The organism is Sphingomonas albertensis (assembly GCF_014358075.1).
GTDB lineage: Bacteria > Pseudomonadota > Alphaproteobacteria > Sphingomonadales > Sphingomonadaceae > Sphingomonas > Sphingomonas albertensis.
In genome coordinates, this window is sequence record NZ_JACONT010000016.1 from 53,295 (window position 1) to 67,172 (window position 13,878).

Consider the following 13,878-nt stretch of genomic DNA (forward strand, 5'->3'; position numbering starts at 1 on the left):
GTTTCAGTGGCAAATGCAGGCGATGCCAAACCACTCTGGACCAGTCTTCAAATATCGGTCACGCAGTTTCCAGCAACCGCTCCGCCTGAGCCCGCGCCTCGTCGGTAATCTGCGCCCCCGACAACATCCGCGCGATCTCCTCGCGCCGCTCGTCCTCCGACAGCGCCCGCACGCCGGTCCGCGTGACCGTCCCGTCGCTACTCTTGGCGATCAGCAGATGCTTCGCGCCGCGTGCCGCAACCTGCGGGCTGTGCGTCACCACCAGCAGCTGCGTGCTCTGCGCCAGCCGAGCGAGGCGTTCGCCGATCGCGCTCGCCACCGCGCCGCCGACGCCGCGGTCGATCTCGTCGAACACCATCGTCGACGCGCCACCCTCTTCCGCCAGCGCCACCTTCAGCGCGAGGATGAAGCGCGACAACTCGCCGCCCGACGCGATCTTGGTCAGCGCTGCGAACGGCGCGCCCGGATTGGTCGAGATCTCGAACTCGACGCGGTCCTTACCCGCGGCCGACCAGCCCTCCTCACCGAGCGGCGCAACCACGGTCTGGAACCGCGCCGCATCCAGCTTCAACGGTGCCAGTTCCCCCGCAACCGCCACATCGAGACGCTTGGCCGCCGCCAACCGTCGTTTCGTCAACGCATCTGAGGCGACGGCGAACGCCTTGCGCGAAGCCGCGACGCGCGCCTCGATCACCGCGATCCCGCCTTCGCCCGCATCGAGCCGCTCCAGCCGCGCGCGCATCTCGTCCGCCAGCGCCGCCAGATCGTCCGGCTGCACGCGGTGTTTCCGCGCCATCGCCCGAAGCTCGAACAACCGCGCCTCGTCATCCTCCAGCGCGCGCGGATCATACGCCATCTCGGCCCGCGCATCGCGCAGGCTCTCCTCCGCGACCGACGCCTCGATCACCGCACGATCGACCGCCGCCAGCGCATTGCCCAGCGCAACATGATCCTCCGCGATCCGCTCGAGCACACGCGCGGCCTGGCGAAGCTTCGCCATCCCGCCGTCCTTGCCCTCGAGGAAATCGTCGATCGCCGCGAGATCGTCCGCGATCTTCTCCGCGCGCTGCATCGACCGCCGCGTATCCGCCAGCGTCTCTTCCTCTCCCGCGACAGGCGCCAGCGCGGTCAGTTCGGCAACCGTATGCTCGAGCCATTCGCGATCGCGCGCCGCCGTCTCGATGTCCGCGCGCGCCGCAGCAAGTTCGGCCTCGGCAGCACGAAACGCCGCGTAAGCCTTGCCCGTCGCCCCCGGCTCGGTCCGCCCGAAGATATCGAGCAACGCCCGGTGCCCCCGCGCATTCAGCAGCCCGCGCTCGTCATGCTGCCCGTGGATCTCGACCAGATGCGGCGCCATCTCGCGCAACAGCCCCGCCGACGCCGGCTGGTCGTTGACGAACCCGCGACTGCCGCCGTCCGCCTTGACGATGCGCTTCACGATCAGCGGCTCGCCGCGCTCGATCTCCAGACCGTTCTCGTCGAACAGCAGCGCAAGCGGCGATTCGGGGGCAGGGGCATCGAACGTCGCGGTCACCACCGCTTGCGCAGCACCATGCCGCACCAGCCCGCTATCGCCACGCCCGCCGAGCGCAAGGCCCAGCGCATCGAGCAGGATCGACTTGCCCGCGCCGGTCTCGCCGGTCAGCACGCCGAGCCCTTCGCCGAATCCCAGATCCAGCGCCTCGATCAGCACCACGTCGCGAATGGAAAGTTCGGTCAGCATAGGATGTCCGCCATAGACGAACGGGCGCGCAATGCGATCCCCCTATGTTCCAACCGAACGCTTAGCTCCCGGTGTTGGACGGCTGGCCAGCCGAGCGCGGCTTGTCGGGCGTACGCACCGACGGGCCGGTCGGCGTCGAACCGGGCTCGTCGAGCTCGACCATCACCGACGGCGTACCCTTAGTCCCCACCGGCACGACCATCTCGCCCGCGGGCAATGGCGGCACGGCCGGCACCTGGTTCTTCTTCAGCAGGTCGTACGCATGCTGATACCAGTCGGTGCCCGGATAGTTGCGACCCAGCACCGCGCCGGCCTTCTCGGCTTCGACGGGTACGCCGAGCGCGAGATACGTCTCGGTCAGCCGCATCAGCGCCTCGGGCGTGTGCGTGGTCTGCTGGAACTTGTCGATCACCGTGCGGAACCGGCCGTTCGCGGCGAGCCACTGGCCGCGCGTCTCGTAGAATCGCCCGATCTCCATCTCCTTGCCGGCGAGATGGTCGTTGACCAGATCGATCTTCAACCGCGCATCCGATGCATAACGCGTGTTCGGATAACGCCGCATCAGCTCGCCGAGCGAATCGAGCGCCTGCCGCGTGATCTTCTGGTCGCGCGTGACGTCGGTAATCTGCTCGTAATAGCCGAGCGCGATCAGATAATAGGCGTAAGGCGCGTCGCGGTTGCCCGGATGGACCGCCAGGAAGCGCTGCGCCGAGCTGATCGACGCGGTGTAGTCCTTGGCGAGGTAATAACTGAACGCCGACATGATCTGCGCGCGGCGTGCCCAGATCGAATAGGGATGCTGGCGCTCGACCTCGTCGAACAGCTGCGCCGCTTCCTTGTAGCGTCCCTGGTCGAGCCGCGCCTTGGCGGTCGAATACAGCGTGCCCACGTCGCGCGCGACATAGGGCAGGTCGCCCTTGGACGCGCGACCGCTCGCACAACCGGCCATGGGGAGCGCAAGCGCGGCGATGAGCGTGACCGCGAGGGCACGAGACTGGGGGATACGCATTGGCGTTGTCCTTAGCGTATGCGGGGCTTGGCGAACAATCCCTTTCGCCATACCCGCATTGGGCCTTTCCGTCGGCCGGATCACACGGCAATAGTCGTGCGTTGGCGCCCCATTCCCATTGCGTCATTCACGTCGAGGATCATGTCATGCCGGCCACATTGTTGCACACCCACCGCGTCGAAAAGCCCTGGGGTCGCGACACGCTCTGGCCCGGTTTCGAAGACCCGGCTGCGGGTTCGCCGCCGATCGGCGAAGTCTGGTTCCAGGAACCCGGCAACACCACGCCCGACCTGCTGATCAAATACCTGTTTACGTCGCAGAAGCTGTCGGTCCAGGTCCATCCCGACGACGACCAGGCGCATGAGCGCGGCCTGCCGCGCGGCAAGGACGAGTGCTGGACGATCCTCGCCGCCGAGCCAGACTCGACGATCGCGGTCGGCACGAAGCAGCCGATGTCGAAGGACGAACTGCGCGCCTCGGCGATCGACGGTACGATCGAGGACAAGCTCGACTGGAAGCCGGTCAAGCCGGGCGACTTCATGTACTGCGCGTCCGACACGATCCATGCGATCGGCGGCGGGCTGACCGTGATCGAGGTCCAACAGAACTCCGAGACGACCTATCGCCTCTACGACTACGGCAGCGACCGCGAGCTTCACCTCGACGACGGCGTCGACGTCGCCGATCCCACGCCCTACGTCCCCGTCGCACCGCCGATCGAGATCGAGACCGGCCGTACGATCATGGTCGAGGGGCCGAAGTTCGTGCTCGAACGCTGGAAGGGCGGCGACCACGTAGTCAACCTGCCCGAGGGCACGACCGGCTGGGTGATCCCGATCACCGGCTCGGGCGACGTAGCGGGCGTCGCATTCAAGGCCGGCGAATGCGCGACGATGACCGGTAGCGAGACGGTTTCGACGAGCGCGGACGCAGACGTGCTGTTCGCGTACCCGGGCACGAAGCGGATCTGATCGAGCGGCGGCGGGGCCTCTGAATCCCGCCGCTCCCGAGAAGAAAACCACCCCGGCGGAGGCCGGGGCCCAGGTGGAAAGGTGGCAATAACGGCGTGCTGCGTTCCGTTATGCAGGTCCCCCCATCGGACCCCGGCCTTCGCGGGGGAGGTGGCCCGGTCGGTAGCCACCTGAAACCAGCAAGACGCCCGCCCGTCCTTGTTCTCCCGCGAAGGCGGGAGCCCAGACTGGATCCCCGCCTTCGCGGGGAAACAAGGTAAGCGCGGCCAACACCAACCCCATATCCAGCCTCATAAATGCCCCAACATCACCTCCACCCCGGCGGAGGCCGGGGCCCAATTGGGGGCCGTTGCTAAAGGATGGCAGCAAGCCGTTATTGCCACCTTTCCAATTGGGCCCCGGCCTCCGCCGGGGTGGAAAGCTAGGCGCCCCCCTCAAACTCACCCCCAATTAACCCGCGCCCCGCTATACCCCCGCCACCATGCTCCGCATCCTCACCCTATCGACGCTGTTCCCCGACGCGACCCGCCCCAATTTCGGCGTCTTCGTCGAACGCCAGACGCTCGGCCTGGCCGCGCACCCCGACGTGTCGCTGGTAGCAGTAGCACCGGTCGGTCTACCCCCGCGCCCACTCCGCCGCATCGGCCACTATGCCAGACTCGGCACCCTGCCGACGCGCGAAATCTGGAAGGGCGTCGATGTCCACCGCCCGCGCTTTACCGCGCTCCCGTTCACCAAGGGCCGCTACCACGCCGCCGCCCTCGAACGCGCGCTCGTGCCCGTTCTCGACGCGATCCGCGCGGACTTCGCGTTCGACGTGATCGACGCGTCGTTCTTCTTCCCCGACGGCCCCGCCGCGGTCGCGCTCGGCAAGCGCTACCACGTCCCCGTCTCGATCAAGGCGCGCGGCTCCGACATCCACCATTGGGGCGAAGCGCCCGCCACCGCCGCACAGGTCCGCGACGCAGGGCAGGGCGCCGCCGGCCTGCTCGCGGTCAGCAAGGCCATGAAGGCCGACATGGTAACGCTCGGCATGCCGGCCGACCGGATCACGGTGCACCACACCGGCGTCGACCAGGACCGCTTCCGCCCCGCAGCCGACCGCACAGCGGCCAAGGCCAAGCTCGGCGTGCCGGGGCCGTTGGTCATCGCAATCGGCGGGCTCTTGCCGCGCAAGGGCCACAACATCGTCGTCGAGGCAGTCGCAGCATTGCCCGGAGTCACGCTCCTGATCGCCGGTCACGGACCCGCGCGCGCCCACCTGGAGGCGTTGATCGCGCGGCTCGGCGTCGGTGACCGCATCCGCCTGCTGGGCGCCCTCCCCCACGCAGACCTACCCGAACTGATCGCCGCCGCCGACGTCAGCGCGCTCGCCTCCAGTTCGGAAGGCCTCGCCAACGTCTGGGTCGAGTCTCTGGCGTGCGGGACACCGATCGTCATCACCGATGCCGGCGGCGCACATGAAGTGGTGAGATCTCCGGATGCCGGCCGCGTGACGATCGGCGATCCGCTCGCGTTCGCAGCCGCGATCGGCGCTTTGCTCGCAGACCCGCCGACCCAAGCAGCAACGCGCGCCGTCGCCGCCCCCTTCACGTGGGAAGCCAACACCGCCGCACTCTACGAGCACCTCACGAGATTGGTCGCGGATCAACGATAAATGATCGATCCTCCCCCGCCAGGGGGAGGTGGCTGGCTCTTGCCAGACGGAGGGGGAGGAAAGGGTAACCCCTGGTCCGTATCCTCCCCCTCCGTCACCTGCGGCGACACCTCCCCCTTGGGGGGGGGCGGGGATCACCCCTCTAGCGGGTACAGCGCCGCGACGATCCAGCGACCCTCGCCGCGCAAAACCGCCCAGGCCCGAGCAGCGGCGCGACTATCCATAGCCTCGATCCCGAACCCACGAGCCTCGACCGCCTTCTTGAAAGCAAGCGGCGGCTGGCGAAGCGCGGATCCGGTTCCTAGCAACAAAAACTCCGGTGGCGGATCGAGCGCCAGCAACGCCGCCACGTCCGCCTCGCCAAGCGCCTCGAACGCCGGTGGCTCCCAGCCATCTGCGCGTTCAGGACTGATCGACAACGCGGTATAATACCCATCATCGACCTTGAACCCGGCCCGACCGATCGCCGAGATCATCGGCCCATCGGTCTTCTCGCGGTCCATCCTCATTTAACGCTCGACCTTCGGACCCACCCGCTCGGCACCGTCCTGCACGCCGCCCTTGCGCGGGGCAGGATCGGCCCGCAGACCCAGCGTGATCAGCAGCGACGACGACACGTAGATCGACGAGTACGTCCCGACGACGATACCCAGGATCATTGCCGCGGTGAACCCGCGCAGCACGTGGCCGCCGAGCACCAGCATCGCGACCAGCGCCAGCAGGATCGTCACCGACGTCATCACCGTACGCGGTAGCGTCTCGTTCACCGACAGGTCGATGATCTCGCGCATGTCCATCTTCCGATACCGGCGCATGTTCTCGCGGATACGGTCGTCGATCACAATCTTGTCGTTGATCGAATAGGAGATGATCGTCAGCACCGCCGCGACGATGTTCAGGTCGAACTCGAACTGCGTCAGCGCGAAGAAGCCGAGCGTCATCAACAGATCGTGGACGATCGCAACGACGGTCGACACGCCGAACTGCCACTCGAACCGCACCACCGCGAACAGCGCGATGCCGAGGATCGCGAGTCCGACCGCGAGCAGGCCCTTGCTGATCAGCTCGTCCGAGACCTTGCCCGAGATCGTATCGTACTTCGAGAAGGTCGCGCCGGGGAACTTTACCGCAAGGTCGTCCGACACCTTCTTGACGAGGCGGTTGGTCGCGCCTTCGTCACCCGCGGGGACGGGCAGGCGGATCGACAGCGTCTTGGGATCGCTGAACGACTGGATCGAGGCCTCGCCGACGCCGAGCCGGTCGACTTCGGTGCGGACCGCGTCGATCGACGGCGCGGTCGCGAACTTCTCCTCGATCAGGACGCCGCCGACGAAGTCGACGCCCATGTTGAGGCCCTTGGTGACGACGAGTCCGGCCGCCAGCAACGACAGCAGCAGGGTCAGCCCGAACGCCCATTTGCGGAGCGAGACGAACTTCAGGTTCGTGTTGTCGGGAACGAGTTTCAGCAGGCGCATGGTTATCTCCCGCCTCAAATATTGATCGTGGTGGGGCGGTTCTTCCGCAGCCACAAGGCGACCATCATCCGGGTGAACGTGACGGCGGTGAACACCGACGTGCAGATCCCGATCAACAGCACGACCGCGAAGCCCTTCACCGGACCCGAGCCGAGCAGCAGCATGATCACGCCGGTGATGGCGTGGGTCACGTTGGCCTCGAAGATCGTCCGGCTCGCTTCCTTGTAGCCGAGCTCGACCGACTGGACGACACTACGCCCGCGTCGCCGCTCCTCGCGGATGCGCTCGTTGATCAGCACGTTGGCATCCACCGCGGTACCGATCGTCAGCACGAAGCCGGCGATACCGGGCAAGGTCAGCGTCGCGTTCAGCATCGCCATGACGGCAACGATGACCAGGATGTTGATGACCACCGCGAGGTTCGCATACAGGCCGAACCGCCCATAGGTGACGAACATGAACACGATCACCGCGAGCGCCGCGATGATCGAGGCGAGCACACCGGCGCGGATCGAATCCTTGCCCAGATCGGGGCTGACGGTGCTCTCGGCGATCGTCTTCAGCGCGACCGGCAACTTGCCCGAGCGCAGCGTGATCGCCAGCGCGTTCGCCGACTCGACGGTGAAGTTGCCCGAGATCGACGCGCGACCACCAAGGATCGGCTCGTTGATGTTCGGTGCGGAGATCACGGAGTTGTCGAGAATGATCGCGAACGGCTTGCCGGTGTTCTCGGTCGTGACCTTGGCGAAGCGACGCCCACCGACGGCGTTGAACGTGATCGCCACCTGCGGCGCGTTGGTCTGCGGCTCGAACTCCTGGCGAGCATCGGCGAGCTGGTCGCCCGAGATGATCACCGATCGCTTGACCGCGATGAACGGCACGCCCTGCGGATTGCCGGGGTAGGGGAGGACCTGGCTGCCGATCGGCGCAATGCCCTTGACCAGATCGGCCGGGTTCGCGGTCTCGTCGACCAGCTTGAATTCCAGCTTGGCGGTCTTGCCGAGCAGATCCTTCAGCGCCTGCGGGTTCTTCAGCCCCGGCACCTGGACGACGATCCGCGTCGCGCCCTGGCGAACGATCGTCGGCTCCTTGGTCCCGAGTTCGTCGATGCGACGGCGGACGACTTCGGTCGCGTCCTTCATTGCCGTGTCGACCGCCTGGGTCAGGCCGGCCTCGGTCGGCTTGAGCACGAACCGGCTCGTGTCGACGACGTTGATGTCCCATTCGCGCTGGCCGCTCATCCCGGCGCCACCGCCGGTGATCGCCAGCAGGCGTTCGCGCGCGGCATCGACCTGGCTCGGATCCCGCAGCAGGAAGCTCAGCTGGCCGCCGCGCGTCGAAATGTCGCCGATCTCGATCCGCGGCGTCCCGTTGCGCATCGTCCCCGCGACGCTGTCGCGCATCGCCTCGATCCGCGTCGCGGCAAGGTCGGCGGTATCCGCCTCGAGCAGCAGGTAACTGCCGCCGGCGAGATCCAGCCCGAGATTGACGCGGGAATGCGGGATCCACCCCCATTTGCTCGTGGTGCTCTCGGGGAGGAAACTCGGGATCGCCAGCAGGCACAATGCCGCCAGCAACCCGATGATCGACCCGACCTTCCAGCGCGGAAAATCCAACATCAGTCGTTGGCCGGCTTCGTGTTCGGGCTGGTAATGTCGGTCAGCGTCGCCTTGACGACCCGGACGCGGACATTCGGCGCAATCTCGACCTCGACGACATTATCCTCGACCTTGGTCACCTTGCCCAGGATCCCGCCCGAGGTGACGACGCTGTCGTTCTTCTTCACCGCGGCGACCGACGCCTGCAGCGCCTTCATGCGCTTTTGCTGCGGGCGGATCATCAGGAAATAGAACACGACGAACACGAGGAAGAGCGGCGCGAGGCTCAGGAACGAGGCGATCCCGCCCCCCGCCGTCGTGGCGCCGTCTGCGGCCTGGGCATAAGCTGGTGAGATGAACATGAAGGTCCGTATCTGGCTGGGCCGTGGAAGGCGCAAGGATGGGTCGGGCCGGACGTCGCGCGTCGCGCCCGCATTGGTCCGCCCGCTATCATCGCTTGGAACCTCGCGCAACAGATCGCCACAGGATGAGACGTGGGCGTCATGCGACCGGACGCATCGCAGATGGCTGCGGACATCGCTGCGGTGTTCGGGCTTGCATCGGGCGCAGACCCCGCGTAGTGCGCCCCCCTCGGGTCGCCTTGCGGCCCGTTCGGTCGGAGCGTAGCGCAGCCTGGTAGCGCACCACACTGGGGGTGTGGGGGTCGCAGGTTCGAATCCTGTCGCTCCGACCATTTTCTTACATCGATGAACGGTGAACTCGTGCAGCTCTTGTGCGAGCGCATTCCGTTACACTCGTCGTCATCCCCGCGGAGGCGGGGACCCATAAATTCGAACGTTGCCTGACACCAAGCAACGCCAGCCCGTATGGATCCCCGCCTGCGCGGGGATGACGGAACTTGGAATGGGGCCGACTCTGATGCCGGCCCCGTCCGGTGATCTTACGCCGTCTCGCTCACCGTCGCTGCATGACCCACGGCCACCGCGCTGAGGTTCACGATTCCCCGCGCGGTCACGCTCGGCACCATCATCTGCAACGGCTTGGCGAGCCCCAGCAGCATCGGCCCCAGCGGCAGCGACTCGGTCGACGCCGACAACAGCGACACCGCGATGTTCGCCGCATCGATGTTCGGCATCACCAGCAAATTCGCCGAACCAGTCAAAGGGCTGTCCGCGACCAACCGCCGCCGCAACGCCTCCGACAACGCCGCATCGCCGTGCATCTCGCCGTCGAACTCGAACTCCGGCGCCGCTGCCTTCAGCAACGCATGCCCCGCGCGCATCTTCTGCGCCGAGGGCGACCGCGACGCACCGAAGCTCGAATGCGACAGCAACGCCGCCTTCGGCTCGATCGCGAACGCGCGCACCGCTTCGGCCGCCAGCATCGTCATCTCGGCGATCTGCTCGGCGGTCGGGTCGACCGTCACATGCGTATCGCAGAAAAACAGACTGCCGGTCCGCAGGATCACCGCCGACATCGCATACAGCCGCGAGACGCCCGGCATGCGCGGCATCAGCGGCATGATGTAGGTCATCTGCGTCCACCAGTCGCCGACGCCACCGCATAAGGCCGCATCGACGCGCCCCTCGCGCAGAAGCATCGCCGCCGCCACGCTCGGCCGCGTGCGCAGTGCACGCTCGGCGCTGTCGGGCGGCGTACCGCGACGACCCACCAGCGCATTATACCCGGCGAGCAGCGGATCGAACACCTCGCGGTCGGTCCCCGGATCGAGCACCTCGACGTCGGTGCCGATCGCCATCCGCAATCCGCTCGACTGGATCTTCTCGGCGATCACCTCGCGCCGCCCGATCAGCACCGGCCGCCCGATACCCTCGTCGATCACCGTCTGCACCGCGCGCAGCGTGCGGTCGTCCTCGCCCTCGGCATAGGCGATCGAGCGCCCCGCCTGCTTGGCGCGCGCGAAGATTGGCCGCATCAGCTGGCCCGAGCGATACACGAACACTTCGAGATCGCGCAGATACGCGTCGAAATCCTCGATCGGCCGCGTCGCCACGCCCGACTCCATCGCCGCCTTCGCCACCGCCGGCGCGACGTGCAGGATCAGCCGCGGATCGAACGGCTTCGGGATGATGTAGGTCGGCCCGAACACCGGCGTCGCACCACCGTAAGCCGTGACCACCACATCGGATGCGGTCGCCCGTGCAAGCGCCGCGATCGCGTCGACCGCCGCGACCTTCATCGCCTCGTTGATCTCGGTCGCGCCGACGTCCAGCGCCCCGCGGAAGATGAACGGGAAGCACAGCACGTTGTTGACCTGGTTCGGAAAATCCGAGCGGCCCGTGGCGATGATCGCATCGGGCCGCGTCGCATGCACCAGCGCCGGCTGGATCTCCGGCTCGGGGTTCGCTAGCGCCAGGATCAGCGGATCGGGCGCCAGCAGATGCAGCCATTCCTGCTTCAGCACGCGCGGCGCCGACAGCCCGAGGAAAATGTCGGCCCCCTCCAGCACGTCCGGCAAGGTCCGCGCATTGGTCGTCCGTGCGTACCGCGCCATGTTCGGCGGCATCACGTCGCCGCGATCGGCATGCACCACGCCGGCGATATCGGTCAGCGTCACGTTCTCGGGGTTGAGCCCCATCGACACCAGCAGGTCGACTGTCGCCAGCGCCGCCGCACCCGCACCCGACGTCACCAGCTTCATCTGGTCGAGCCGCTTGCCGCGCAGTTCGAGCACGTTGCGGACCGCGGCCGCACACACGATGGCGGTGCCGTGCTGGTCGTCGTGGAACACCGGGATGTTCATGACTTCGCGCAGCTTCGTCTCGATCTCGAAGCATTCCGGCGCCTTGATGTCCTCGAGATTGATCCCGCCGAACGTTGGCTCCAGCACGCGGACCGCCTCGATGAACGCCTGCGGATCGAGCTGGTCGATCTCGATGTCGAAACAGTCGATCCCGGCGAACTTCTTGAAGAGCACCGCCTTGCCCTCCATCACCGGCTTCGACGCGAGCGCGCCGATCGCGCCGAGCCCGAGCACCGCGGTGCCGTTGGTGATCACGGCAACGAGATTGCCCCGCGCCGTGTAATCGCGCGCCTTGTCCGGATCGGCGGCAATTTCCTCGCACGCGGCAGCGACGCCCGGCGAGTAAGCGAGCGCGAGATCGCGCTGCGTCGCCATCCGCTTGGTCGCTTCGACCGAGAGCTTACCGGGCTTTGGATAGCGGTGATAATCGAGCGCGGCTTTGCGGAAATCGTCTTCCATGGTCTTCCTAACCTGTCGGCCGCGGCGGCGACCGGGTGGATCCAGAGCGCACGGGCAACCCCGCGGCATCGAATGTTCAAGGGAGCGCATAGCCTTAGGGGGGGCGATCCGCCAACCCCGCGCGGACGTAGCGTCGGTTTGGGGGCGCGGGCGGTGGGGGACGACCGCGATTCGGCGCTCCACGCCACAGCACCACCCCGGCGAAGGCCGGGGCCCAGTTGGAACGTCGAGGGTAACGGAGCGCCGCCCTCTGTCATCGCCGTCCCCCAATTGGGCCCCGGCCTCCGCCTGGGAGGTGCAGAGGAGGGGGAGCACTTCTCGCTCCCCTCCCTGGAAGGGAGGGGCAGGGGGTGGGTCGGCTTCCGCATACGAACGCACCGGACCCAAGCAGGCCGACCCACCCCCAACCCCTCCCTTTCAGGGAGGGAAGCAGGTTGCGCCTGAGCAACCTCGTTCAGCGCCCAAACGCCACAGAATCCCCTGTCCTACAGCGAACCAATATGGTTCGCTCCACCCCCAAACAGGGCGAGACTCATATCATGACCTTCGACCACCTAATCGACGCCGTCATCGACCGCGAAGGCGGCTACACCAACCACCCTGCAGACCGAGGCGGCCCCACCCGCTACGGCATCACGGAAAGCGTAGCCCGCACCAACGGCTACCCCGGAGACATGCGGAATTTCCCCCGCGCAAAGGCCGAAGACATCTACCGCCGCCTCTACTGGACCCGCCCCGCCTTCGACCAGATCGCCACCCGAGCCCCGAAAATCGCCGAAGAACTCTTCGACACCGGCGTCAACATGGGGCCCAGCGTGGCCGCCACCTTCCTCCAACGCGCGCTCAACGCGCTCAACCGAGGCGCCACCGACTATCCCGATATGACCCTCGACGGCCGCATCGGCCCAGCGACGCTCACCGCGCTCGACGCCTTCCTCGCCCGCCGCAAACCCGGCGGCGAAACTGTGCTGCTAAAGGCGATCGAGGCGCTCCAGGGCGAACGCTACGTCGCGCTCGCCGAGACCCGCCCCGCCAACGAAGCCTTCCTCTACGGCTGGCTCGCCAACCGAACCTGACGCCGCTGGGAAACGCTGCCAGCGTGTGAATTTTGTGAACTTCACTCCGACCGGAGATTGCTCATGACCCCGCAGCCCCTTGATCCAGAACCAGATCCCTGGATCACCCGAGCCCGCCCAACCTTCCTCTACGTGATGTACGCATTGCTACTCGGCGCGATCCCCGCAGGCCTGATCGCCGCCGTCCGCCCACACATGGCGCAGGCGATCGCGGGCGGCATGGCGGCGTATCTGAACGCGATCCCCGAACCGCTCTACGCGCTCTTCGGCACGGGCTATCTCGGCTACACGGTGGCGCGGGAATGGGGGAAGGGGCGGTAGTCCCCGATACGTCATCCTGACGAAAGTCAGGACCCAGAGCCCTGGGCGGACCGTTTGGAATCCTGGGTCCTGACTTTCGTCAGGATGATGGAAGATTAGTCAGGACGAAGGAAGAGGGCGGACGCTTCCCGACCGTTGCACCCCCAAAACCAAACCCTACATCGCGGCTATGAGCAACGACCCCCACGCCATGCCGACATGGCACGGCACCACCATCCTCTCGGTCCGCCGCGGCGGCAAGGTCGTCGTCATCGGCGACGGCCAGGTCTCGATGGGCCAGACCGTCATGAAACCCAACGCGCGCAAGGTCCGCCGGCTCGGCGACGGCAGCGTCATCGGCGGGTTCGCCGGGGCGACCGCCGACGCCTTCACCTTGTTCGAACGCCTCGAGCGGAAACTCGAAGCGCACCAGGGCCAGCTCCTCCGCGCCGCGGTCGAGCTCGCCAAGGACTGGCGCACCGACAAGTTCCTCCGCAACCTCGAAGCGATGATGATCGTCGCCGACAAGGACGTGACGCTGATCCTCACCGGCAACGGCGACGTCCTCGAACCCGAGAATGGCGTCGCCGCGATCGGCTCCGGCGGCAACTACGCGTTGGCGGCAGCCCGAGCGCTGGTAGAATACGAGACCGACGCCGAAGTCCTGTGTCGCAAGGCGATGGGCATAGCGTCCGAGCTCTGCGTCTACACCAACGACCGCCTCACGGTCGAAACGATGGATTCGACCACGTAACTCCTTCTCCCCCTCCCGCAAGCGGGAGGGGGCAGGGGGGTGGGCGCCCGCTCACCTCCAGCGCTACCGTTCGAGGGAAGCGCGAGCCCACCCCCAACCCCTCCCGCAAGCGGGCGGGGAGCGAGATCAGA

The 13,878-nt window shown here is 66.8% G+C and carries 11 protein-coding genes, 1 tRNA gene and 1 pseudogene; 6 read left to right on the forward strand and 7 right to left on the reverse strand.

Going from position 1 to position 13,878, the window contains the following annotated elements; all coding sequences use genetic code 11:
- Positions 1 to 58: 58 nt before the first annotated feature.
- Entirely contained in the window at positions 59 to 1,723 is a 1,665-nt protein-coding gene (gene recN, locus H8S47_RS09075; RefSeq protein WP_187503558.1) for a DNA repair protein RecN, read from the reverse strand.
- 61 nt (positions 1,724 to 1,784) lie between these two features.
- Entirely contained in the window at positions 1,785 to 2,732 is a 948-nt protein-coding gene (locus H8S47_RS09080; RefSeq protein ID WP_187503559.1) for an outer membrane protein assembly factor BamD, read from the reverse strand.
- A 146-nt stretch (positions 2,733 to 2,878) separates the two neighbouring features.
- Between H8S47_RS09080 and H8S47_RS09085 the strand changes: the two genes are divergently transcribed.
- Together H8S47_RS09085 and H8S47_RS09090 are read left to right on the forward strand one after the other, a co-directional pair.
- A complete protein-coding gene (locus H8S47_RS09085; protein WP_187503560.1) occupies positions 2,879 to 3,703 on the forward strand; it encodes a class I mannose-6-phosphate isomerase in 825 nt (274 codons plus the stop codon).
- Between the two features lie 481 nt (positions 3,704 to 4,184).
- Positions 4,185 to 5,360 carry a glycosyltransferase gene (locus tag H8S47_RS09090; protein ID WP_187503561.1) on the forward strand — a complete coding sequence of 392 codons (1,176 nt, stop codon included), beginning with the start codon at positions 4,185 to 4,187 and terminating at the stop codon, positions 5,358 to 5,360.
- 134 nt (positions 5,361 to 5,494) lie between these two features.
- Here H8S47_RS09090 and H8S47_RS09095 read toward each other — a convergent pair whose 3' ends face one another.
- The 4 genes from H8S47_RS09095 to yajC are packed head-to-tail and all read right to left on the reverse strand — an operon-like array spanning position 5,495 to position 8,795.
- Positions 5,495 to 5,869, reverse strand: coding sequence for an MTH938/NDUFAF3 family protein (locus H8S47_RS09095; protein ID WP_056489903.1), 375 nt, complete (start codon positions 5,867 to 5,869; stop codon positions 5,495 to 5,497).
- A complete protein-coding gene (secF, locus tag H8S47_RS09100) occupies positions 5,870 to 6,835 on the reverse strand; it encodes a protein translocase subunit SecF (protein ID WP_187503562.1) in 966 nt (321 codons plus the stop codon).
- A gap of 14 nt (positions 6,836 to 6,849) precedes the next feature.
- Positions 6,850 to 8,454: a protein translocase subunit SecD gene (gene secD / locus H8S47_RS09105; RefSeq protein WP_187503563.1), complete on the reverse strand. Its 1,605-nt coding sequence runs from the start codon at positions 8,452 to 8,454 to the stop codon at positions 6,850 to 6,852.
- Positions 8,454 to 8,795 carry a preprotein translocase subunit YajC gene (gene yajC / locus H8S47_RS09110; RefSeq protein WP_055875282.1) on the reverse strand — a complete coding sequence of 114 codons (342 nt, stop codon included), beginning with the start codon at positions 8,793 to 8,795 and terminating at the stop codon, positions 8,454 to 8,456. The genes secD and yajC overlap by 1 nt, the downstream gene beginning before the upstream one ends.
- 255 nt (positions 8,796 to 9,050) lie before the next feature.
- On the opposite strand from yajC, the gene H8S47_RS09115 reads away from it, so the two are divergent.
- A tRNA-Pro gene (locus H8S47_RS09115) sits at positions 9,051 to 9,127 on the forward strand.
- Positions 9,128 to 9,334: 207 nt separating this feature from the next.
- Here H8S47_RS09115 and H8S47_RS09120 read toward each other — a convergent pair.
- Positions 9,335 to 11,617 (reverse strand): NADP-dependent malic enzyme, encoded by a 2,283-nt coding sequence (locus H8S47_RS09120; protein ID WP_187503564.1) that lies wholly within the window; start codon positions 11,615 to 11,617, stop codon positions 9,335 to 9,337.
- A gap of 539 nt (positions 11,618 to 12,156) precedes the next feature.
- Between H8S47_RS09120 and H8S47_RS09125 the strand changes: the two genes are divergently transcribed.
- The 3 genes and pseudogenes from H8S47_RS09125 (at position 12,157) to hslV (ending at position 13,747) form a co-directional block, all read left to right on the forward strand.
- Positions 12,157 to 12,693, forward strand: a complete 537-nt coding sequence (locus H8S47_RS09125; RefSeq protein WP_187503579.1) for a glycoside hydrolase family 108 protein — start codon at positions 12,157 to 12,159, stop codon at positions 12,691 to 12,693.
- Between the two features lie 90 nt (positions 12,694 to 12,783).
- A pseudogene (locus H8S47_RS09130) lies at positions 12,784 to 13,014 on the forward strand (3TM-type holin); the annotation flags it as partial.
- Positions 13,015 to 13,204: 190 nt separating this feature from the next.
- Entirely contained in the window at positions 13,205 to 13,747 is a 543-nt protein-coding gene (hslV, locus tag H8S47_RS09135) for an ATP-dependent protease subunit HslV (RefSeq protein ID WP_056066793.1), read from the forward strand.
- Positions 13,748 to 13,878 lie beyond the last annotated feature (131 nt).